This window comes from Bradyrhizobium barranii subsp. barranii, assembly GCF_017565645.3.
Lineage (GTDB): Bacteria > Pseudomonadota > Alphaproteobacteria > Rhizobiales > Xanthobacteraceae > Bradyrhizobium > Bradyrhizobium barranii.
Genome location: NZ_CP086136.1, coordinates 5820736 through 5840819, shown reverse-complemented (window position 1 = coordinate 5840819; position 20084 = coordinate 5820736). Strand labels below are relative to the sequence as shown.

The following is a 20084-nucleotide window of genomic DNA, read 5'->3' as shown; positions in this document are numbered from 1 at the left end:
GCATCTCGTCCAGCCCCGCGCAAAAACTACACTGTATCGTTTTGTTTGGCAAGCGCGCCGGGCGATCAAGTCGGCGTCAAATGTGTCCCGCTCTGAGCCACAAGCCGGCTCTGGCGTGGTCCGAGCGGGTTGATCAGCCTCTTCCGACACGCAATAAGCACGACCATGAATCTTCCTGACACCGGTCTACCCAACCACTTCGAGCTGCTCGCCACCGATGGCGCAGCGCGCACCGGGCGCCTGACCACGCCGCATGGCGTGGTGCGGACGCCGGCCTTCATGCCGGTCGGAACCGCCGGCGCCATGAAGGGCATGCACTGGCGTGAGGTGCGCGAGGCCGGCGCCGACATCGTGCTCGGCAACACCTATCATCTGATGCTGCGTCCCGGCGCCGAGCGGATCTCGGCGCTCGGCGGCCTGCAGCGGTTCACCGGCTGGAACGGGCCGATGCTGACGGATTCCGGCGGATTCCAGGTGATGTCGCTGTCGGACCTGCGCAAGGTCACCGAGAACGCCGTCACATTCCGTTCGCATATCGACGGCGCCAAGGTCGAGCTGTCACCGGAGCGCTCGATCGAGGTGCAGCGCTTCCTAGGCTCCGACATCGCCATGCAGATGGACGAATGTGTGCGGCTGCCGGCCGAGCGGGACGACGTCGAACGGGCGATGCGGCTGTCGCTGCGCTGGGCCGAGCGAAGCAAGCGCGCATTCGAGAGTGCGCCCGACGGTTACATGCTGTTCGGCATCGTGCAGGGCGGCGACGTGCCGCAGCTTCGTCACGCCAGCGCCGAAGGCCTCGTCGCAATCGGCTTCCACGGCTATGCGATCGGCGGACTTGCCGTCGGCGAGCCGCAGGCGGTGATGCTGGCGATGATCGACGAGACCGCACCGATGCTGCCGAGAGAGCGGCCGCGCTACCTGATGGGCGTCGGCACGCCCGACGACATCCTCGAAGCGGTCAAGCGCGGCATCGACATGTTCGATTGCGTGATGCCGACGCGCAATGGCCGTCATGGCGTTGCCTTCACGCGCTTCGGCCAGGTCAATTTGCGCAACGCGCGCCACGCCGACGATCCGCGTCCGCTCGACGAAGCGAGTTCCTGGCCGTCGGCGCGCAACTACGCGCGCGCCTACCTGCATCATCTCGTCAAGGCGGGCGAGACGCTGGGCGCCATGCTGCTCTCCGAGATCAATATAGCCTACTACCAGTTCCTGATGCAGGGCATCAGGAACGCGATCGCACACGGGACGTTCGACGAGTTCTACCAGCGTACGCGCCAGGACTGGGCGAGGGGCGACATCGCCCCGCGCTAGTCAGTTGCAGACGATCCGCTGCTTGACGGCGTGCTTGGTCACGAAGCCATAGCCGCAATTGTCGCAGGTCCAGAGATAGCTGATCATATGGTCAGAGATGTAGGCGGATGCTTCGGCGGCGACCATCGAGTCGGCGCAGACCGGGCAGGTCGGCAACTCGCTGCAACGCGGGGCGCGGTGATGTGCGACGGTCGACAACACTTCAGCGACTGCTGACATCGTGATGACCTCTCTGGCTTTGAGACCTAAGTCTAACATAGACCGAATCAGTTGACGAGGTCGCAACACAAATGCGTTGGTTTTCTGATAATTACAGCTCACGCGATTTTGCGATGCAGCGTATTTAACATGTGCCGCATTGTCGCTTGCGTGTCGTCCCAAGCTGTCCGTTACTGCACAAGAGACGCTGCAGAAACAGAAATTGTCGTCACAGGGAGTTCATCATGGACGCATCGTCCAACACGGGTGCAGCGCACCAGCCCGGCCGAGGCCGGATCTACTCTTCGATCGTCGAGGCCTTTGGCGACACGCCGATCGTGCGCTTGCAGCGGCTGCCGGGCATGCACGGCGTCAACGCGACGATTTTGGCAAAACTTGAATATTTCAATCCCGCCGCGAGCGTGAAGGATCGCATCGGCGCGGCCATGATCATCGCGATGGAGAAGGCCGGCATCGTCAAGCCTGACACCGTGCTGATCGAGCCGACCTCGGGCAACACCGGCATCGCGCTCGCCTTCGTCGCGGCCTCGCGTGGTTACCGGCTCAAGCTGGTGATGCCGGAATCGATGTCGATCGAGCGGCGCAAGATGCTGGCCTTTCTCGGCGCAGAGCTGGTGCTGACGCCGGCAGCGCAGGGCATGAAGGGCGCGATCGCGACCGCCGAGGAGCTCCTGAAGACGACGGCGAATTCGGTCATGCCGCAGCAGTTCAAGAACCTCGCCAATCCCGAGGTGCACCGCCGTACCACCGCCGAGGAGATCTGGAACGACACCGGCGGCAACGTCGATATCTTCGTCGCCGGCGTCGGCACCGGCGGTACCATCACCGGCGTCGGCCAGGTGCTCAAGCCACGCAAGCCGTCCTTGCGGGTCGTGGCGGTCGAGCCGGAGGAAAGCCCGGTGCTCTCAGGCGGTCAGCACACGCCGCACAAGATCCAGGGCATCGGCGCCGGCTTCGTGCCCGACATCCTCGACCGCTCGGTGATTGACGAGATCGTGAAGATCAACTCGACGACCGCGATCGAGACCACCCGGGCGCTGGCGCGGCATGAGGGCATTCCCGGCGGCATCTCCTCGGGCGCGGCGATCGCAGCTGCGCTGGAGATCGGCAAGCGGCCGGAAGCTGCGGGAAAAACCATTCTGGCTATAGTGCCGTCCTTCTCCGAGCGGTATCTTTCGACGGCTCTGTTTGAGGGAATCTAGGACATGACGGATCAACCGAGGCGGCCGCGCACGCTTGGCGATGCGCGGTCGGAGGCCGAGGCGGCGTTCAAGAAGGTGACCGCCAAGGTCGCCGTGGCGCCACCGAAGCCGAACGTGGCGCCGGGAATCAAGGAGCAGGTCACGCTGCGCATCGACCAGGACGTGCTGGAGTTCTTCCAGCAGGGCGGTCCCGGCTGGCAGGAGCGCATCAACGAGGCGCTGCGCAAGGCGGCGGGGAAGTAGCGCCTCCTGCCAGGGACGCCGAAGGGCGGCGTGCCGGCGAACTCAGAGGACCTGCGACAGAAACCGCTGCGTTCGCTCGTCCTTGGCCGCCGTAAACAAGGCTTCCGGCGGCCCGTGCTCGACGATCACACCGCGGTCGGTGAAGTAGACGTGATCGGCGACCTCACGCGCGAAGTTCATTTCATGGGTGACGAGGAGGCATGTCATGCCATCCTCGGCAAGCTCCCGGATGGTGACCAGGACCTCCTTGACCGTTTCGGGATCGAGGGCGGCCGTAACTTCGTCGAACAACATGATGTCCGGTCGCATCGCCAGCGAGCGGGCGATAGCCACGCGCTGCTGCTGTCCGCCGGAGAGCTCGCCGGGATAGGTATCCTCCTTCCCCGCGAGCCGAACCTTGGCAAGCAGCGCCCGGGCGCGCGCTTCGACCTCGGCACGTTTCTGGCCGAGAACATGGATCGGCGCCATCATCACGTTCTGGAGCGCGGTCTTGTGCGGGAGGAGATTGTATTGCTGAAACACCATCCCGACCTTGCGGCGCAGCGCCAGCTTGTCGAGCCTGGGATCGGACACCTCGATGCCTTCGATCTGAATGCTGCCGGACGTGATCGGCTGCAGCGCATTGATGCAGCGGATCAGCGTGGATTTGCCTGATCCGGACGGGCCGATGATACAGATCACCTCGCTCTTTTTGACCGACAGGCTGATGCCTTTCAGAACCTCGAGAGCTCCGAACGACTTTCTGACGTCGACGCATTGGACGATGGGCTGATCCGGAGTCCAGCTCGTGGCCATGCTCTGCTTCCTCAGCGTATGCGGAACCGACGCTCGAGACGAGCGGTCCAGAGGTTGATCGGATAACAGTAGAGAAAGAAACACAGCAGCGCGAAACCGTAGAGCGGCGCGAACAGCTCCGGCCTGCCGCCTTCGGCGGCATGCACCTGCGCCGTCAGGGTGAGCATTTCCGAAACACCGACGATCGATGCCAGCACCGTCGACATCGCGACCAGCGCATAGACGTTCATCCAAGGCGGCAGCATGCGCTTGATGCACTGTGGCAGCATGATCAGCCACATCGTCTGGCGCCGCGTGAACGAGAGCGATTCCGCCGCCTCCCATTGCGTCGACGGAATGGAGCGGACGGCACCGCGCACGACCTCGGCGACGTTCGCCATGACCGGCAATGCGAAGCCCACCGTCGCCTTGATCCAATCCGGCAAGGGGATGGTCGTCTTGAAGAGGGTGACCTGGAAGGGCATCAGAAACATGACGAAGAACAGCAGCACCAGCCAGGGCGCGTTGCGGAAGAATTGAGTCAGGAGCCAGCTGACGGCGGCGAGCGGTCGAAACTCCGACAACAACCCCAGACCCAGGCCAAGCCCGGCAATGGTCCCCAGCAGCATGGCCAGCAGGGAGATCAGGATGTTGAAGGCGAACCCGCGCAGCAGCAGCGGCGACCACTTCACAATGACTTGCAGCGGGGACAGCATCGCCGGGCCGGTCTGCGCCCACGCGGTGGATGCGGCCATGATGGCGCAGAAACAGAGGATCGCGGCGGCCAGCGGGCCGATCCGAATGGACATCCGGGTCGGCACGGGACGATACGGCAGAAGGACGGCAAGCCTGTGCTCGGGCCGGGCGCCTCTCATCGGGCATATCCCGGGATGCGCATCGCCCGCTCCCAGCGATGCATCAGCCAGACGAGGACGCCGACAAGGATGCCGTAGGTCGCCAGCAATACGACCATCATTTCGAAGACGTTCTGCGATTCCGACCAGATCTGCTTGACCGCATACAGCGTCTCGGGAACGGCGATCGCGTAGGCGAGGGTGGTCGTCTTGAGCAGGTTGACGAGGTTGTTGTTCAGTGCGGGAAGGCAGACGCGAATGGCCAGCGGAAGGACGATATGGACGTAAGCCTTGAGGCGCGTGTATCCGAGCGCCTCCGCGGCTTCCAGCGTCGTCCTCGGCACCGCCTCGATGCCGGAGCGGAAGATTTCGACGTTGAAGGCGCCCGCGAACAGCGACAGCGAAATGATGGCCCATTGGACGTTGCTCAGCAGCGGAACGCGCATGCCTGCCGCCTCGACGGCTGGGAGCATGGTGCCGAGGCCGAAATAGAAAAAGAAGATCTGGACCAGCGGCGGCGTGTTGCGGAACACCACCACGAAAGCATTGACGGGCAACCGCAGCAGCATGGACGGACTGCCTTGCAGCAAGGCGCCGACCGCGCCGATGACGAGGCTCAGCAGGATGGTCGTGACGCTCAGAAGCAACGTCATCTTGAGCCCGCCGAAATAGCGGTCCCAATCGTAGGCATCGTAGAATACGGAGAAATTCAGCCCCGTCGTTTCGTAGAGCCGTTGAAACCAGTCGCCGATTTCGTGCATTTTGCGCGACACCAAACTGTTGAGGCGATGCCTCGTATCAGTGCATTGGCTCGACCTGTTCGGAGCGCAAGACGGATCTGGCGCTCCGCTCTGCGCGTCTATTTGTCCTTGTATTGCTCGTGCATGAGCAGCGAATACTCGGTCGGCGTAATGCCCCACTTCTTTTCCGCTGCCACGATGAAGCCGGTCTTCATCCAGTCCTTTGTCGTATCTTCGAGCAGCTTCTGAAGGCTGGCATTATCGAGCGCGACAGCGATCATCCATGGCGATGGCAAAATACCTTTCAGGGGCAAGTCGTAGTCCGCCTTCCACTCGTCCTCGAGCAGCTTGCCCTGCAGGAAGGTCTGATCGTAGACATAGCCGATGCAGTTGCCCTGCTTCATGGCGAACAGAGGCTTCTCCGAGCCGTCAAACGCAACGATTTCGGGGCCGTAGGATTTGGCAACGTCCTTGTTGTACCAGGCCCCCGACGTTGCACAGACGGGTTTTCCCTTGAGCTCGGCCCAGTCCTTGATGCCGGACTTCTTGTTGAGAAGGATGTTCACATCGTCCGAATAGTACAGCGGCTCGATGGCTTGAACCACGCGACGGCGCTCCGGCCTGTCCGACATGGTCGCTATCAGCAGGTCGACCTTTCCCTGCTGAAGAAATTCGATCCTGTTGGAGGCCGCGACCGGAACGAGTTCGAGTTTGACGCCGAGGCGCTTGGCAATGTCTGCGGCGAGATCCGGCTCGATGCCGACCACGTTTCCCGTGGGATCGCGGAAGCCGAAGGGCTTGTAGTCAGCCTTGACGCCGACATTCAACGTGCCGCGCTGCTTGATGGCATCGACGCCATCGGCGGCTTGGGCGCTGCCAAGCATCAGCAGCGCCGCGATGCCTGTCATCATGGAACGGACAATGTCTCTCATCGGATGACGCCTCCAGGATTGTGATCACGACGCGCGTTGCGCGCGCTTGTTCAAGATACAAGGCTCGTGCCAAACGTCACGAAAAACGGGAGATGGAGAATGGGCTGAGGTCGATCGCGCTTCGACCGTCGGTTACCATTCCGGCCACGACGTTGCCGATACCTGCCGAGTGCTTGAAGCCGTGGCCCGAGCACGCCGAGACGACACAAATCCGGTCCTGGTCGGGATGGCGGTCGATGATGAAGCCCCGATCGGGCGTCACCGTGTAGATGCAGGCAGCCGCCTGCGCGACGCGCGGCGTGGCGCCGGCGAGCCGCCCCGCGACGTGCTTCCGGTACATTTCAGCCGATTCCGCGGGATCGACGGTGCGGTCGATGGCGTCGGCCGTCGTGTTGATCTCGTACTGCTCGGTCGCGACCTTGAGACGACGATCGCGAGGCAGCGGCGGGAAGCCGTAGAGGTAGTCGACATCCGTCGCGCCGTGCATCCAGATGAACACAGGGGCGTCGGCGCGGTACGCGCTGGTATCCTCGAGCTCGTACCAATGCAGCACCTGCCGCTTCACCGTAAGCACGCGGTCAAACGGCGCGCCGAGCAGGTGGGCATTCCAGCCGCCGGCCGACACCACCACCTGGTCGGCCTCGAATGTGCCTGAGGACGTTTCCACCCGAACGGCGGAGCCGCGCTGCGCGATCGAGAGAACCTCGACTCCTGTGCGGATCGTTGCACCGAGCTGCTCCGCGCGCGTCAGCTGCGCCTTGATGCAGCGCTCCGGAAAAACGTACCCTCCGCCGGGTTCGTAATAGGCCTTCTCGTTGCCCTGGAGATTCAGGAACTGCGGGAAGCGATGGGCCACCTCTCGCCCGTCGATCACTTCATGCGCGATGCCGAAGTCACGCGCGGCCCCAATCGAGCGCGCGACGAAATCCGGCTTGCCGTGGTGCGACGTCTCGCCGACACCGGGCGCCATGACGACGAGGCCGCATGGGTTCAGCAGCTCGGCAGACGTCTCGGCTTCGAGCTCACGCCAGATCCGGTGGGTATCCAGCACCAGAGGTACGTAATCGCGGCCTTCGCCGACCGCCTGCCGGGTGATGCGGGTTTCGCCGTGGCTGGATCCCATCGTGTGGGGCGGGGCAAAGCGATCGAGGCCAACCGCCTTTACCCCTCGCTTGGCCAGTTGATAGAGGGCCGCGCTGCCCATGGCACCGAGGCCGATCACCAGAATATCCACTTGCTCGCTCATGGATCGGGACTGCTTAATTGTTAGGACGATCCGAAGTCTGCTTTCGGATGCGGCTCACCTACAAGGATAATTCATATAATGAAGGCAATTTGCATGTTAATATGACTTCTGCTTAAGCTATGGATATGACGCCACCTGTTCCAGACTTGCGAAGCTTGCAGATTGTCGCTGCCGTCGCGGAGTCCGGCAGCATGCTTCAGGCGTCCCGTCAGTTCGGGATGACGCAATCCGCGGTTTCTCAGGCTGTGCGGCGGGCCGAGGCCTCGATCGGCGTCGCGTTCTTCAACCGTAGCCGGAGGCCGCTTACACTGACGCGGGCGGGCCGCATCCTTGCTGGCCGTGTTCGCGATCTGAATCGCGACTTTGACACGTTACTCAGCGCGCTCCGGGACGCAGCGAAACTGCCTGAGCGTGTCGATCTGAGGCTCGGCCTCATCGACTCCTATGCCGCCACGGTCGGCGCACACCTCGTCAAGGAGCTCATGACGGGCGAGGTCGCACTGAGCCTGTCCGTTTGGTCGGGCCTTGCTCACTCGCATGCCGAGGCGCTGGTCCACCGAACGATCGACGCGGCGATCACATGCGATGCGATGGATGACCTGTATGATATCGAGCGCTTCCCGTTTTACCGCGAGCCAAATCTGCTGGTGGTGCCGCGCGGATTGGAAGCCGAATTTGCTGACCTTGATTTGCGGGAGATCCTGACCCGGCATCGCCTGGTCCGGTACAGCGAACGCTCCTATGCAGGCGCTCAGGTCGAGCGCCACCTGAGCCGTTTGGGCATTCGCCCACCGCGGGCCTTTGAGTTTGACACCTCGGACAGCCTGGTCGCCATGGTCGCCACCGGGATGGGCGTGGCGATCACCACGCCGCTGTGTCTGTTGCAGGGGCTCGCTCACGCTGGTCAAGTCAGCGCTCTTCCTCTGCCGGGCCCCGGATTTTTTCGTGAGCTGCTTCTGGTGACCCGCCGTGGCGATCTCTCATCACTGGCGCCACGCATCGCGGAGATGGCTCGGACGAGCATTACGATGCAGGCGATGCCGCGGATCCGGACGCTCGTGCCTTGGTTCACCCAAGATTACTAGCCATTGCCACCACGAAAAAGGCCCGGCTCTCGCCGGGCCTTTTTGCGTTTTGGAGCCGGGTCTCGCCTCAGCGGCGGAACATGCCGCCCATCATGCCGCCGACGACACCGCCGACGAAGGCCGCGCCGGCATCGCCGCCGCCGCTGTTGCGATGCTGAACCGGTGCGCCGCTCTGGGCCTGGGCCGGGGCAGCACGCCGGGCCGGCTTCGCGCTGTCGTCGCTCGCGGTGGCCGGCGCGGCCGCCACGATCTCGGACAGCAGGGCCTTGTGCTGGAGCTTGTTGAGGTAGCCCGTCGACGGGTAGCCGCGGGCGGCCTGCCAGCGCTTCAGCACCGCGCGCGTCTCGTCGGTGAAGGCACCGGTGACCTTGGTGTCGAAGCCGAGCCCGGTCAGGCGGCGCTGCACGTCGCGGCGCTGGCCCTTGTCGAGGCCGATCTGGTCCTCGGTGAGCTGGGTGGAGTCGTCGGTGAAGGTGGCGGGATCGATCCCGGAGTTCAGATTGCGGGTCGCCGTGGACGGGCCGCTCTTGATCGCCGCAAGCCGCGCCAGCGCCAGCGCCTTGAACTGGCCGTTCGGATAGGCCGAGAGATAGGCGTTGAGCTCTTCCGGCTTGTTGGATTCCTTGACCGAGCGCCAGTACTCGAGCTCGACTCCGTCGGAGCTGCTCGCTGCCGCCGGCACGATTCCGGAAGCGGTCGGGGCTGCGTTGGCAACCTGCGTCTGCTGCGACGGGTTGAGATAGACCGCGCCGATCAGGTTGGTGTGGCCCCAGGGAAGCTGGCCCTTGCGGGTCTCTTCGTTGACCTGGGCACGCACCGAGGTCATCGCCTGCTGGATCTCGACGCCGGGCTTGGTGATGTTGTCGATCAGCGCGCGGGTGAACGGGCTGTTGTTGCCCTCCTGGCCGTCGAGCGCGGTCTGGCCCGGGCCGGTGGCGAACGCGATCAGCGTGCCTTCGCCCGACTTCATCTCGGCAAGACCGCTCTGCACGTTGACGCTGCGCGTTGCCGAGTTCGACTTGATCTTGGCGGCGAACGGATTGTCGCGGCAGGCGTCGAGGAAGACCAGCTTGACCTTGGCGTCGCCCATGGTCTGCTCGAGCGTCAGGTCGATATTGATGGCTGCGCCGAGCTTGACGTCCATCTCCGACTTGATGTCGGCGTCGACAGGCAGAAGGTAGTTGCTGCCGCTGACCGCGATGCCGTGGCCGGCGTAATAGAACACTGCGACATCGGAGCCTTGCGCCTTGCGGCCGAAGTCCAGGAGCTTCTCCGTCATCTGGTCGCGGGTGAGGTTGGATCCTTCGATCACCTCGAAGCCGACATTGCGCAGGGTCGCCGCCATCGCCTTGGCGTCGATCGGCGGGTTCGGCAATTGTGCGACGTTCTTGTAGGAGCCGTTGCCGACGACGAAGGCGACACGGCGGTCGGCCTTCGCGGCACTGACCGACAGTGCCATGCACATCAGCGAAGCGAGCAGGGTGAGAGTGCGCATCTGAAATCCCCAACAGAATCGAATTGCAGGCAGCAACAAATTGGCAACGAACCTACACGAAGTGCCCGACTTCGCGCCACCAAAACGGCAGTACGTCGTATTCAACCCGCTGCTGTGTGGCCGAATGTGCACGATGGAATGACCCTCCAACGTGATCCAGATCACACGGCCACTTCGTCTTTGTCGCGCGAGACAGCGCGAGGTTCACTGCGCGCGGGCGGGAACCGGGGCGGTCGGCTTCAGGTTCAGAAGATTGCCGCACAGGATCAGCGTCGCGCCGAGCACGGTCCAGGCGTCGAGCCGCTCCGAATACAGCAGCCATCCGACAGTCGCGGTGAGCGGCACCCGCAAGAAGTCCATCGGCACCACGATGGTTGCATCCGCGTAGCGGAGCGCGCTGGCGAGGCAATAGTGCGAGAATGTGCCGCAGACCCCGATGACGAAGAGCCACCCCCAGAGAGTGGTTGACGGCCAGGTCCAGACGTAGAGCGTCGGCAGCAGGCCCACGACCATCTGCACGACGATCATCCAGAACAGGATCGACAATGCGCTCTCGGTCCGGGTCAGCGATTTCGCCAAGATCATGGAAATGCTGAAGCCGATCGCGGCCCCCAGTGCGATCAACTGGCCCGGATTGATTTCGCCGGTGGCGGGCCGCACGATCATGACGACGCCGACGATACCGAGCGCGATGGCGGCGATCTTCCAGACGGTCATGCGCTCGGACAGGAACGTCGCGGCCAGCAGCGCAGTCCAGATCGGCATGGTGAATTCGATCGCGACGACCTGGCCGATCCCGATCAGCGTCAGTGCGTAGAACCAACCGAGCTGCGCGAAATAATGGACCCCGTTGCGCGCGAGGTGCTGGGGCAGACGTTTGGTCGCGACCGCTTTGAAACCGCCGGCCCGGTAGATGATCGGCAGCAGCAGCGTGAAGCCGATCACCGAGCGCACTTCCATGATCTGGAAGACGTTCAGCTCGCGCGTGGTCTCGCGGCCGGCAACCGCCATGACCAGCATCAGCGCCAGCCAGCCGGCCATCCACAGTGCAGCCATCGTTTTGGACGGTGTCGCGGTCATCGTTGCTGGTGCGGGCGATCGAGCCTGAGGGGAGGGCCGGTATCGGCGACATCGCCGGCGTTTGCAACGGCCAAAACTGCGGATGCAGCGATGCAGGGCGGCGTGCTAAGGCATCATTGAACAACAAGAAAAGGGAGATCTTCGCTCATGCAAATCTTGCAGCCGGCCGAATGGAAGAAACCGCGGGGCTTTTCTCACGGCGTGGTGGCCGAAGGGCCTGGCCGCTGGGTGGTGCTGGCCGGGCAGACCGGCGGCGACGAGACCGGCAATTACGCGCCTGACATGGCGGCGCAGGTCGCAACCGCGCTGAAGCGGATCATCAAGCTGCTGGGCGAGGCCGGAGCCGGTCCGGAGCACATCGTCCGCCTGACCTGGTACCTGACCAGCCGCAGCGAATATGAGGCGGCCGGGGCCGGCATCGGTGCCGCCTGGAAGGAAACGCTGGGGCGCAATTTTCCGCCCTCGACGCTGCTCTACATCGGCGGTCTCGTGGACGAGCGCGCCAAGGTCGAAATCGAGGTCACAGCGTTCGTGCCGAACGCATAAGACGCATAAAAAAGCCCCGGCGGAATCGCCGGGGCTTTTGGCTTGAACGCGGTCCGCCTTAGCGCGACAGCGAGATGTTGGCGCCGCGGAACTGGCTGTCCGCGCGCATCGTGACGCTCTGCTTGTTACCGGACGTCTTCAGCGTGATGTTGGCGTTGAAGCCGGCTGTCGAGGCGACCAGCTCGTAGTTGCCGCCAGCGCCGCGGCCCTGGAGCGAGCCGCTGATGTTGCGGCTGGCCTCGGACCAGCTGCCGCCAATAGTGCCGCCTTCAGCCCTGACGTTGGCGCCGAGATTGAACTTGTAGGCGTCGCTGGCGCAGGTCAGCGACATCTCCATCGTCGGTCCGATCGGGGCGTATCTGGCCCGGCAGCGGATCCGCTCGGTCGAGCCGTCATCGAGCGTGACGGTGCCGGCACCGCTCCAGCTCCCCGCCAGCGGGGCGAACGGGCCGGACTGGGCCTGGCTCTCAGAGTTGGCGATCCCCGCCGCAAACAAAACGGCGGCCGCGATCAGCAGCCGCCGGCTCACGACGCTGATCCCGAATTTCTTACTGGCGCGATGCTTCCCACCGCCCACTGCACGGTATGCCTGCAGATGCTCCATTCCACTTCCCCGATCCGGCGTTGCCGCTGAGTTGACCGTTGGCATATGCACCATTGATCGAAACTTTCACAAGTCCCCCGCTGCCGATGGTGCCGGAAACGTTAGCGCCGGGCGCGGTGATCTTGCCGTCGGCAACCGTCAGCATGGAGCTCGCGGTCGGCTCGCAGGTACCGCTCTTGGTCACGATGGTGACATGCCAGTTGCCGTCATAGGGGGTCTGGGCGAAAGCGGGAGCGGCGAGGGTGATAACTGAAGCGGCACAGAATGCCGTAATGCGACCAAAACGCATGAATTCCGTCCTTGAATCTGTCTGATATGCTGACGCTTATTCGGTCCAAATGTGACGGAAATTTGTTGCATTGCCAAAGTGAAAATTGTTCCAGTGGAAACAATAGTTTATTTGTGTTTCCGGCTCCAATTTTCGAAGCAGAATCAACGCGCCTTCACGTTAAGGGTAAACGTCAGGAGAGGACTCAGGGAACGACTCACGAAGGGACTCAGGAAAGACTTGGCGCCAAGGTCGCGAACTGCTCGTCCTGAACCTTGGAGGGCAGCGCCTTGTGGACCTTGACGTAGTCGATCACGTCGGCCAGCAGCTTGAGGCCGAGCGGAGCGAGCGCGCGCTCCCAGAGTTCGCGAGCCGTCTCGCCCTTCTTGACGAAGCACCAGTCCTGGGCGGCGATGGCGCCGGCGTCCATGCGGTCGGCAAGATGATAGATCGTGCCGCCGGCGATCGGATCGCCTTCCTTGATGGTCCATTCCACAGCGGCTTTGCCCCGATGACGCGGCAGCAGCGAGGGATGATAGCCGATCCCGCCGTACTTCGCGGCGGCCAGGGCGTCCTTGCCGATCCGGGCGTGGCTGTGGGCGGTGATGATCAGGTCGGTGTCGGGGCCGATTTCGGAGGCGACCACCAGCTTCGGATTGGCCTGGACCGTTACCTCGATGCCAGCCGCCTTGGCGCTCGCCGCGAGGCGATCCTCGGCGTCGGCCACGACGACCCGCACGATCGGGACGCCGTGCTCCCGGAGCATGTTCAGGGTGGTCACGCCGAAATGGCGGGAGCCGACGAGGGTAATGCGCATGGGTGTCCGATCCGTCTCGCAACTGCGTCATCCCCCGATAACACGTCGGTGCGTCCTGTCACCAGCCGCGGGCGGTTTGTGCCGGTTATCAACAATGCACCGGGCGCGGGGGCGCGACGGGCTCCGCGATTGCGCAGCCGGCCGTTCCGGTGCTTCCATGCGCGTATTGCACCGTATCAGGAGCGAGCGCATGCGAAGCGCGTGGTTTTTCCTTCTCGCGGCACTGAGCGTAGCCACGCCCGCGCGCGCCGGCGGGCCGTACCCGGCGGTCCCGCCCGAGGTCGGGGTGGCGCCCTTCATCGGTCCGACGTGGGATGCCTATCGTTGCGCCGAAGGGCCGGTCTATAATTTCTACCACGGCGCCTATTACGGCGAGGAGCCGCCCGCACTCTATCGCGGCTACGCCTACAGGCCGTACTACCGCTACAGCGCCTACCGCAGGCTGCCGCGCAAGTATTTTTGCGTCACGGACTAGCGTTGCCGCCCGGCCACATCGACAGCAAATGATGTATCCGCCGGTTCCTCTGTTTCATTTCTAACATAAGCAGCCCCCATGTGCCGCTAGAATGCACCAACCGGGGCTGGCCAAATTTGATTCCGAATCCGTTTTCGAACCCGGCTTTGGCCGCTGGCGAGTGATCGCCAGCGGCTTTTCATGCCGGCGCCATCACGAAATCATCAAACGGTAACGCGTTCTCAACCTGCCTGTCGTATCGACGAATCCGTCGCGGATTTGTATTGCGTACCGCGACACCAAAAATGTCCCGCCGGCGTGGGTGCGCCGCGTGGGCTTTTTTGCCGGGACCGATTTCATGCTGAGCGCAATTGAGCAGATCGTGGACGCCTATGTGCGGCTGAAGAACCGCCGTGGGCTCGACGAGCTGATGATGCACAGGCAGCGGCTCGCGGTCGATCTGAAGAGCCGGTCCGGCTACGATTTCAGCCTGCCGATCGGCAAGATCGACGAGGAGATCGCGATCATCGAGGAGGGGCTCAGCCGGCTGAAGGCCCAGTCCGCGGATCCCCGCGGGATACGTCCGATCTGACGCGCTCAGTCGCGCCGGCCACCGTCGATGACGGTGAACAGCGGCCGTGCCTGGGTGGGTTCGACCAGCAGTTCCTCCACCAGCGCGGTTGCCGCATCGACATATTTGCGCGTCGGTTTGTCGAGCTCACGTTTGGCTTCGTCGTCGAGCGCGACCTTTGCGGCCTCGACCAGCTTGCGCATGCGCGCCGCATGGTCGTCGCCCGCCGTCAGCGTCGCGCGCGCCAGCGAGCGCAGCACGAACAGCTCGCCTTCGAGGCGGAGCAGGCGGTCGTTGAGCCTGGAGAGGACTGCGTTGAGATCGGCCATAGCTGCTGTTCGTCGCGGAGGATCCATCCTGATCTAGCGGCGATCGGTGAACGGAATCCAAACGCCATTGGCGCAATTGGGTTGATCTCCGGCGTCTCCCGGCAGCAGCGATGCCGCCGATGTGAGACATCGTGACGTTGCGACGCATCGTTCCAGCGTGGTTCCCGCACCACATGGTGCCCGGGTGGACGTCTGGAGCACGTATGATGCGGTCTATCCTGGCTTTGGTCCTGTTGATTTCAACATGCGCGTCGGCGGCTGCCGCTCCGGCGCATCATGCCCGCCCGCGCCATCACGTCGTCGCCCATCTGCCCGAGGACGCGCCGGTCCCGCCCGGCTGGTACAAATTTCCCGGGTGGCCGCCGATCCCGCCGTCCGAGAACAGGAATCTCGATCCCTCCAATTTCGGCGGCGGTTGATCGAAGCTACGCCGCGGTTCGGGCGAGATAATCGCGGGCGAAGGCGAGATACCAGTCGAGGCAGGCGGGATTGGCCATCGCCTCTTTGTTGATGACCTTTTCGACGGGCTGGCCCAGCAGCAGCTTCTTGATCGGCAGCTCCTGCTTCTTGCCCGAGAGCGTGCGCGGGATCTCGGCGACGGCAAAGATCTCGTTCGGGAGGAATCGCCGGGACAGGCCGGCCTCGATCGCCTTGTTGATCCTGGCCTGCATCGCAGCGTCGAAGGCTGTGCCCTCGCGCAGCACCACGAACAGCGGCATGTAGCTGTCGCGGCCGAGATATTCGAGGTCGACGACAAGGCTATCTAGCACCTCCGGCAGCGCTTCGATCGCGGAATAGAGCTCGCTCGTGCCCATGCGCAGGCCGTGCCGGTTGATGGTCGCATCGCTGCGGCCATAGATGATGCAGGAGCCGTCCGGATTGACCTTGAGCCAGTCACCGTGCCGCCACACCGGCCCGCGGCCACTGCCGTCGAAATTGTCCGGATAGGTCTCGAAATAGCTGGCGCGATAGCGCGCATCGCCCTTGTCGTTCCAGAAGCGGAGCGGCATCGAGGGCATCGGCTCGGTACAGACGAGCTCGCCGACCTCGTCGATGACGGCGCGGGCCTGCTCGCTGAAGGCTTCGACCGCCGCGCCGAGCAGGCGGCACTGCATCGCGCCCGGGGTCTGCGGCAATTCGCGGTTGCCGCCGATGAAGGCGCCGGCGAAATCGGTGCCGCCGGAGATGTTCGCCCACCAGATGTCGGCCTGCGCCTTGCTGCCGTTGATTTTCGACAACGCCGCGAAGCGATCGTTGAACCAGGCTTGCGTGTCGGCGCTGAGCGGCGAGCCGGTCGAGCCGAGGCAACGCAGCCGCGACAGATCGCCGGCCGCAGTGAGATCGATCTCGGCCTTGGCGCAGTTGGCGAAGAACGCCGCGCCGGCGCCGAAGAAGGTCGCTTTCGACTGTGCCACGAACCGCCACAGCGTGGTCCAGTCCGGCTTGTCCTTGGTGCCGCCCGGGCTGCCGTCGAAGATGCAGCAGGTGGTGCCGCTGAGCAGGCCGCCGACCTGCGAATTCCACATGATCCAGCCGGTCGAAGAGTACCAGTGATAGCGCTCGCCGAACGAGTTCTCGTGGTAGGAGCAGCCGAGGTCGTTGTGCAGGCCCAGCAGCGCCAGCACCACGATGACGATCCCGCCATGGCCGTGCACGATCGGTTTCGGCAGGCCGGTGGTGCCGCTGGAATAGACGATCCAGAGCGGATGATCGAACGGCAGCCAGGCCGGCTCGAACGCGTCGATCGCGGCGCCTGTCCTTGCGACGATGTCGGCGAGCAGGGCGTCCGGCGCTGCGGGCGCGGCCTCGCTGTGCAGGATGACGTGCTCGACCGTCGGCAGCGATCGCCGCAGCTCCGCGACGACGTCCTTGCGATCATGCCGGCGGCCGGCATAGGTGACGGCATCGCAGGCGATCAGCACCTTTGGCTCGATCTGCTTGAAGCGGTCGATCACGGCGGGCGCAGCCATGTCGGGCGCACAGACGCTCCAGACCGCGCCGATGCTGGTGCTCGCCAGAAACGCGATGATGGTTTCGGGGATGTTGGGCAGGTAGGCCGCGATCCGGTCGCCGGGCTTGATACCCTTCTCCTTCAGATGCAGCGCGAGCGCCGCTGCCTTGCGCCGCAGCTCCGGCCAGCTCGTTGCGTCGAGCTTGCCATCCTCGCCGCTACTGACGATCGCGGGCAGGCCGGCGGCGTCGGCGGCCTCGACATGCCGGAACACCTGCCGCGCATAGTTGACCTGCGCGCCGGGAAACCACACCGCGCCCGGCATCTTGCGCTCGGCGATCACGGCCGCAAACGGCGTCGGCGATTGCAGATCGTAATAGTCCCAGATGCTGCGCCAGAAGCCGTCGAGATCGCGCACCGACCACTGCCGCATCTCCTCGTAATTCGCGAAGGAAAGGCCACGCTGCTCGGCGAGCCAGTTGCGATAGAGAGCGATCTGGGGAACGAAGGGTGCGGTCATTGCGTGTCGGATTCTGTTGCGGGGAGGGAAGTCTATCCTGCGCCGCAGAGTAGCAGAAGCCATAGTTCGCGCAGACTGCGGTGACGGCAGTAGTGGGTCTGCGAGCGCCAGCAGCACGTTGGAGTGGCGCAATACGTTTACTTCAATGGATTCGTTGATCGCGAGCGTCGCGAAGCAATCCGGACCGTCGCCGCGGAAAGACTCTGGATTGCTTCGCTACGCTCGCAATGACGGCGTGGAGGCGCGCCGTCGCCACAATTGGGCTACGGTACCGAGACCATCGCTGGCACCTGTCACTGCACGCCCGCCCAGCGCCGTCCGAACACCGGCGGTTTTGTCTTCACCGCTTGCCAGCCGAAGAAGTGGTGCTTGCCGGACCAGGCGTGTACCACGCCGCTGCAGATGCTGCATTTGAAGCTGCCGGTGTGGGCTTCGCTGTGCTCTTCCCGTGTCGCGGTGTAGTTCATGCTGCAACCCGCGCAGGTGAATTCTTCGGTCGTCCAGATGCTGTTGGCCATTGCACATCAGTGTTTTTGAATGCTGGCGAGAAGCCTAGGTGCGGGGATTTGCATCGGCGTAAACTGACCTCGGGAAATCCGGTTAATCGCCGTTAGCCAAACCGGGCTCCGGTCGCGGCGTTGCAGGAGCTTCCCGGGTCTGACGAGCGCCCGTCAGTCCAAATCGCGTCGCCGATTGGTCCAAGCGCGCGCGTGATCCCACAGCTAGATTTCATCGTCGCCTCGGTCGGAGGGCGGACAATTTGGGGGTGAGATCATGCGGAAGAAACTGGTTTTGGCGTCTGCGCTGCTGTCATTGGCAACGCCGGCATTTGCAGCTGACATCATTGCGCCCGCGCCGGTCAAAGCGCCGGTGCCGGCCCAGATCTTCAGCTGGACCGGCTTCTACATCGGCGCGCATGGCGGCGGCGCCTGGAGCAAATGGACCGGCATCGACCTGACCGATCCGACAGCGACCTGGAGCTCGGCCACGGCCAGCGGCGGCATCGTCGGGGGCCAGATCGGCGGCAACTACCAGATCAGCAATTTCGTGATCGGCCTCGAAGGCACCGGCGCCTGGTCCAGCGTCACACTCAATGCCGGCGGCCCGTTCGGTGGCGGTGCCGGCTTCAACCTGTCGCTGAAGAACGACTACATCGCTACGGTCGCCGGCCGTTTCGGCGTCGCCTTCGACCGCGTGCTGCTCTACGCCAAGGGTGGCGCGGCCTTCACCCGCGACAAGTACAGCGTCAACAACGGCCTTGCCGGCCCGCTCGCCGGTTCCGCCTCGGGCAGCTTCAATCGCACCGGCTGGCTTGCCGGCGGCGGCATCGAGTGGATGTTCGTGCCGAACTGGTCGGTGCGGGCCGAGTACAACTATATGGGCTTCGGCACGATCACCGAGCAGCCGGTGACGACAGGCAATCTGGTGGCGACTCCAGCCAATGTGAAGCTGAACATCCAGACCGGCACGGTGGGCGTGAACTACCACTTCTGAGCGGACGGAGCGCCACCGCTTGGCCGACTGGACCAACCCGTTCGGCGACAGCTGATGCCGCGCCGGGCGGCGCAGCGGTCCGATCCCTTGCGCAGCCGCGGGCCCGGTCGTCTTGACGCCGGATGCGCGGCTGGCAATAACGCTTTGCCGCGCAAGTGCCGGAACCCGCGTCAATGCCGCAAGGAAAGGCGTGCCCGTGAAAAGTCTCCGTCAGCTCCTGACGGGAGAGGACATCATCCAGCTCCTGATCCGGGTCGGCCTGCTTGGCCTGCTGATCATCTGGACCTTCCTGATCATCCGCCCGTTCGTGCCGATCCTGGCCTGGAGCGCCGTGCTCGCGGTCGCGTTCTATCCGGCCTTCAGCTGGGTCGCCAAGATCCTCGGTGGCCGCCCGAAGACCGCGGCCGCGATCCTCACCCTGATCACGCTCGGCATCGTCATTGGCCCGGCGACCTGGCTCGGCCTCAGCGCGGTGGACGGTGCGCGCGAGCTGGCGAAGCAGCTCGGCACCGGCGACCTCGCGCTGCAGTCGGCGCCGGAGCAGCTCAAGTCGTGGCCGGTGGTCGGCCCTTGGCTCTACGATCTCTGGGATCAGGCTTACAACAACATCCGTGCGGTGCTGCGCGAGGTCGCGCCCTATCTCCAGCCGCTGGCGGGACCCCTGTTGTCGCTTGCGGGCGATGCGAGCCTCGGCACGCTCCAGTTTCTGGTCTCGGTGTTCGTCGCCGGCTTCCTGTTTCCGCATGGGCCGCGGCTGGTTGCGGCCGGGCGCGGCTTCCTGTTTCGCATCGTGCCCGAGCAGAGCGAGCATTTTCTCGAGCTTGGGGGCGCCACCATCCGCGCCGTGGCGCAAGGCGTGATCGGCGTCGCCATCGTGCAGGCGCTGCTCGCCGGCATCGGATTCAAGATGGCAGCCGTGCCGAGCGCCGGCCTGCTCGCCTTCATCGTGCTCCTGCTCTCGATCGTGCAGATCGGCGCGTTCCTGGTGATCCTGCCGGTGATCATCTGGATCTGGACCGCCAAGGACGTCACCACGGCGCTGCTGCTCACGGTGTTTCTCGTCCTCGTCGGCTTCATCGACACCATGTTGAAGCCGCTGGTGATGGGGCGCGGCCTCACCACGCCGACCATCGTGATCTTCGTCGGCGTGATCGGCGGCACGCTCGCCCACGGCATCGTCGGCCTGTTCATCGGGCCGATCATCCTGTCGGTGGCCTGGGAGTTGATGATGGCCTGGATCAGGACCGAGGACCGGGCGGCGGCGAGCGAAAGCTGAGCTGCTCGCACGGGCTGTGGTCAAAGCGCCCCGCGAACTTGTCTATTCAACTAGACAAGTTACGATAGGC

Annotated in this window: 24 protein-coding genes; 10 read left to right on the top strand and 14 right to left on the bottom strand. The window is 64.0% G+C overall.

Translation table 11 applies throughout. The annotated features are described in order from the left end of the window. Nucleotides 1–165 precede the first annotated feature (165 nt). A complete protein-coding gene (gene tgt / locus J4G43_RS28235; RefSeq protein ID WP_208086974.1) occupies nt 166–1314 on the top strand; it encodes a tRNA guanosine(34) transglycosylase Tgt in 1149 nt (382 codons plus the stop codon). Here the strand turns inward: tgt and J4G43_RS28230 are convergent, their stop codons facing one another. Continuing rightward, a complete protein-coding gene (locus tag J4G43_RS28230) occupies nt 1315–1533 on the bottom strand; it encodes a hypothetical protein (protein ID WP_085404705.1) in 219 nt (72 codons plus the stop codon). 224 nt (nt 1534–1757) lie between these two features. On the opposite strand from J4G43_RS28230, the gene cysK reads away from it, so the two are divergent. Both cysK and J4G43_RS28220 read left to right on the top strand, forming a co-directional pair. Continuing rightward, nucleotides 1758–2735 (top strand): cysteine synthase A, encoded by a 978-nt coding sequence (gene cysK / locus J4G43_RS28225; RefSeq protein WP_208086973.1) that lies wholly within the window; start codon nt 1758–1760, stop codon nt 2733–2735. A 3-nt stretch (nt 2736–2738) separates the two neighbouring features. After that, nucleotides 2739–2978 (top strand): BrnA antitoxin family protein, encoded by a 240-nt coding sequence (locus J4G43_RS28220; RefSeq protein ID WP_208086972.1) that lies wholly within the window; start codon nt 2739–2741, stop codon nt 2976–2978. Nucleotides 2979–3020: 42 nt separating this feature from the next. On the opposite strand, the gene J4G43_RS28215 is transcribed toward J4G43_RS28220, so the two are convergent. The 5 genes from J4G43_RS28215 to solA all read right to left on the bottom strand — a co-directional run bounded on the left by J4G43_RS28215 (nt 3021) and on the right by solA (nt 7524). After that, complete coding sequence (locus J4G43_RS28215; protein WP_208086971.1) at nt 3021–3773, bottom strand: amino acid ABC transporter ATP-binding protein; 753 nt, start codon at nt 3771–3773, stop codon at nt 3021–3023. 11 nt (nt 3774–3784) lie between these two features. Further along, entirely contained in the window at nt 3785–4627 is an 843-nt protein-coding gene (locus J4G43_RS28210) for an amino acid ABC transporter permease (RefSeq protein WP_208086970.1), read from the bottom strand. Further along, nucleotides 4624–5367, bottom strand: a complete 744-nt coding sequence (locus J4G43_RS28205; RefSeq protein WP_208086969.1) for an amino acid ABC transporter permease — start codon at nt 5365–5367, stop codon at nt 4624–4626. The genes J4G43_RS28210 and J4G43_RS28205 overlap by 4 nt, the downstream gene beginning before the upstream one ends. Before the next feature lie 98 nt (nt 5368–5465). Continuing rightward, a complete protein-coding gene (locus tag J4G43_RS28200) occupies nt 5466–6278 on the bottom strand; it encodes a transporter substrate-binding domain-containing protein (RefSeq protein ID WP_208086968.1) in 813 nt (270 codons plus the stop codon). A gap of 76 nt (nt 6279–6354) precedes the next feature. Next, entirely contained in the window at nt 6355–7524 is a 1170-nt protein-coding gene (gene solA / locus J4G43_RS28195) for an N-methyl-L-tryptophan oxidase (protein ID WP_208086967.1), read from the bottom strand. 191 nt (nt 7525–7715) lie between these two features. Here solA and J4G43_RS28190 point away from each other — a divergent pair, with 191 nt between their 5' ends. Further along, complete coding sequence (locus J4G43_RS28190) at nt 7716–8609, top strand: LysR family transcriptional regulator (protein ID WP_231142047.1); 894 nt, start codon at nt 7716–7718, stop codon at nt 8607–8609. A 67-nt stretch (nt 8610–8676) separates the two neighbouring features. Here J4G43_RS28190 and J4G43_RS28185 read toward each other — a convergent pair whose 3' ends face one another. Together J4G43_RS28185 and J4G43_RS28180 are read right to left on the bottom strand one after the other, a co-directional pair. After that, the gene (locus J4G43_RS28185) at nt 8677–10104 is read right to left on the bottom strand and encodes a caspase family protein (protein ID WP_208086966.1); all 1428 of its coding nucleotides are present in this window, start codon (nt 10102–10104) and stop codon (nt 8677–8679) included. Between the two features lie 204 nt (nt 10105–10308). Further along, nucleotides 10309–11184, bottom strand: coding sequence for a DMT family transporter (locus J4G43_RS28180; protein ID WP_063983183.1), 876 nt, complete (start codon nt 11182–11184; stop codon nt 10309–10311). 147 nt (nt 11185–11331) lie between these two features. Between J4G43_RS28180 and J4G43_RS28175 the strand changes: the two genes are divergently transcribed. Beyond that, complete coding sequence (locus J4G43_RS28175; RefSeq protein ID WP_038955466.1) at nt 11332–11730, top strand: RidA family protein; 399 nt, start codon at nt 11332–11334, stop codon at nt 11728–11730. Nucleotides 11731–11788: 58 nt separating this feature from the next. On the opposite strand, the gene J4G43_RS28170 is transcribed toward J4G43_RS28175, so the two are convergent. From J4G43_RS28170 to J4G43_RS28160, 3 genes are all read right to left on the bottom strand, one after another. Next, nucleotides 11789–12334, bottom strand: coding sequence for a hypothetical protein (locus tag J4G43_RS28170; RefSeq protein ID WP_085404715.1), 546 nt, complete (start codon nt 12332–12334; stop codon nt 11789–11791). Next, nucleotides 12279–12623: a hypothetical protein gene (locus J4G43_RS28165; protein WP_014495138.1), complete on the bottom strand. Its 345-nt coding sequence runs from the start codon at nt 12621–12623 to the stop codon at nt 12279–12281. The genes J4G43_RS28170 and J4G43_RS28165 overlap by 56 nt, the downstream gene beginning before the upstream one ends. A gap of 208 nt (nt 12624–12831) precedes the next feature. Further along, on the bottom strand, nt 12832–13419 hold the full coding sequence (locus J4G43_RS28160) for a formyltransferase family protein (protein ID WP_085404716.1): 588 nt from the start codon (nt 13417–13419) through the stop codon (nt 12832–12834). Between the two features lie 190 nt (nt 13420–13609). On the opposite strand from J4G43_RS28160, the gene J4G43_RS28155 reads away from it, so the two are divergent. Both J4G43_RS28155 and J4G43_RS28150 read left to right on the top strand, forming a co-directional pair. Further along, entirely contained in the window at nt 13610–13894 is a 285-nt protein-coding gene (locus J4G43_RS28155) for a hypothetical protein (protein ID WP_208086965.1), read from the top strand. Between the two features lie 337 nt (nt 13895–14231). Beyond that, nucleotides 14232–14465 carry a hypothetical protein gene (locus J4G43_RS28150; protein WP_208086964.1) on the top strand — a complete coding sequence of 78 codons (234 nt, stop codon included), beginning with the start codon at nt 14232–14234 and terminating at the stop codon, nt 14463–14465. Nucleotides 14466–14470: 5 nt separating this feature from the next. Here J4G43_RS28150 and J4G43_RS28145 read toward each other — a convergent pair whose 3' ends face one another. Continuing rightward, nucleotides 14471–14773 (bottom strand): hypothetical protein, encoded by a 303-nt coding sequence (locus J4G43_RS28145; RefSeq protein WP_063983186.1) that lies wholly within the window; start codon nt 14771–14773, stop codon nt 14471–14473. A 203-nt stretch (nt 14774–14976) separates the two neighbouring features. Between J4G43_RS28145 and J4G43_RS28140 the strand changes: the two genes are divergently transcribed. Further along, entirely contained in the window at nt 14977–15192 is a 216-nt protein-coding gene (locus J4G43_RS28140) for a hypothetical protein (protein ID WP_225005168.1), read from the top strand. Nucleotides 15193–15198: 6 nt separating this feature from the next. Here J4G43_RS28140 and J4G43_RS28135 read toward each other — a convergent pair whose 3' ends face one another. Both J4G43_RS28135 and J4G43_RS28130 read right to left on the bottom strand, forming a co-directional pair. Further along, nucleotides 15199–17244, bottom strand: coding sequence for an acetoacetate--CoA ligase (locus J4G43_RS28135; RefSeq protein WP_208086963.1), 2046 nt, complete (start codon nt 17242–17244; stop codon nt 15199–15201). A gap of 293 nt (nt 17245–17537) precedes the next feature. Next, the gene (locus J4G43_RS28130) at nt 17538–17762 is read right to left on the bottom strand and encodes a hypothetical protein (protein ID WP_208086962.1); all 225 of its coding nucleotides are present in this window, start codon (nt 17760–17762) and stop codon (nt 17538–17540) included. A 256-nt stretch (nt 17763–18018) separates the two neighbouring features. On the opposite strand from J4G43_RS28130, the gene J4G43_RS28125 reads away from it, so the two are divergent. Beyond that, a complete protein-coding gene (locus tag J4G43_RS28125; RefSeq protein WP_208086961.1) occupies nt 18019–18738 on the top strand; it encodes an outer membrane protein in 720 nt (239 codons plus the stop codon). A 190-nt stretch (nt 18739–18928) separates the two neighbouring features. Continuing rightward, on the top strand, nt 18929–20014 hold the full coding sequence (locus tag J4G43_RS28120; RefSeq protein ID WP_063983192.1) for an AI-2E family transporter: 1086 nt from the start codon (nt 18929–18931) through the stop codon (nt 20012–20014). Nucleotides 20015–20084: the final 70 nt, after the last annotated feature.

Coding starts and splice junctions, on each gene's coding strand:
- J4G43_RS28190 (WP_231142047.1), top strand. CDS start 7,716: ATGCTTCAGGCGTCCCGTCAGTTCGGGATGACGCAATCCGCGGTTTCT.
- J4G43_RS28125 (WP_208086961.1), top strand. CDS start 18,019: ATGCGGAAGAAACTGGTTTTGGCGTCTGCGCTGCTGTCATTGGCAACG.
- J4G43_RS28150 (WP_208086964.1), top strand. CDS start 14,232: ATGCTGAGCGCAATTGAGCAGATCGTGGACGCCTATGTGCGGCTGAAG.
- J4G43_RS28165 (WP_014495138.1), bottom strand. CDS start 12,623: ATGCGTTTTGGTCGCATTACGGCATTCTGTGCCGCTTCAGTTATCACC.
- J4G43_RS28215 (WP_208086971.1), bottom strand. CDS start 3,773: ATGGCCACGAGCTGGACTCCGGATCAGCCCATCGTCCAATGCGTCGAC.
- J4G43_RS28200 (WP_208086968.1), bottom strand. CDS start 6,278: ATGAGAGACATTGTCCGTTCCATGATGACAGGCATCGCGGCGCTGCTG.
- J4G43_RS28210 (WP_208086970.1), bottom strand. CDS start 4,627: ATGAGAGGCGCCCGGCCCGAGCACAGGCTTGCCGTCCTTCTGCCGTAT.
- J4G43_RS28160 (WP_085404716.1), bottom strand. CDS start 13,419: ATGCGCATTACCCTCGTCGGCTCCCGCCATTTCGGCGTGACCACCCTG.
- J4G43_RS28185 (WP_208086966.1), bottom strand. CDS start 10,104: ATGCGCACTCTCACCCTGCTCGCTTCGCTGATGTGCATGGCACTGTCG.
- solA (WP_208086967.1), bottom strand. CDS start 7,524: ATGAGCGAGCAAGTGGATATTCTGGTGATCGGCCTCGGTGCCATGGGC.
- J4G43_RS28155 (WP_208086965.1), top strand. CDS start 13,610: ATGCGAAGCGCGTGGTTTTTCCTTCTCGCGGCACTGAGCGTAGCCACG.
- J4G43_RS28130 (WP_208086962.1), bottom strand. CDS start 17,762: ATGGCCAACAGCATCTGGACGACCGAAGAATTCACCTGCGCGGGTTGC.
- J4G43_RS28175 (WP_038955466.1), top strand. CDS start 11,332: ATGCAAATCTTGCAGCCGGCCGAATGGAAGAAACCGCGGGGCTTTTCT.
- J4G43_RS28145 (WP_063983186.1), bottom strand. CDS start 14,773: ATGGCCGATCTCAACGCAGTCCTCTCCAGGCTCAACGACCGCCTGCTC.
- cysK (WP_208086973.1), top strand. CDS start 1,758: ATGGACGCATCGTCCAACACGGGTGCAGCGCACCAGCCCGGCCGAGGC.
- J4G43_RS28220 (WP_208086972.1), top strand. CDS start 2,739: ATGACGGATCAACCGAGGCGGCCGCGCACGCTTGGCGATGCGCGGTCG.
- J4G43_RS28135 (WP_208086963.1), bottom strand. CDS start 17,244: ATGACCGCACCCTTCGTTCCCCAGATCGCTCTCTATCGCAACTGGCTC.
- J4G43_RS28180 (WP_063983183.1), bottom strand. CDS start 11,184: ATGACCGCGACACCGTCCAAAACGATGGCTGCACTGTGGATGGCCGGC.
- tgt (WP_208086974.1), top strand. CDS start 166: ATGAATCTTCCTGACACCGGTCTACCCAACCACTTCGAGCTGCTCGCC.
- J4G43_RS28230 (WP_085404705.1), bottom strand. CDS start 1,533: ATGTCAGCAGTCGCTGAAGTGTTGTCGACCGTCGCACATCACCGCGCC.
- J4G43_RS28205 (WP_208086969.1), bottom strand. CDS start 5,367: ATGCACGAAATCGGCGACTGGTTTCAACGGCTCTACGAAACGACGGGG.
- J4G43_RS28170 (WP_085404715.1), bottom strand. CDS start 12,334: ATGGAGCATCTGCAGGCATACCGTGCAGTGGGCGGTGGGAAGCATCGC.
- J4G43_RS28140 (WP_225005168.1), top strand. CDS start 14,977: ATGATGCGGTCTATCCTGGCTTTGGTCCTGTTGATTTCAACATGCGCG.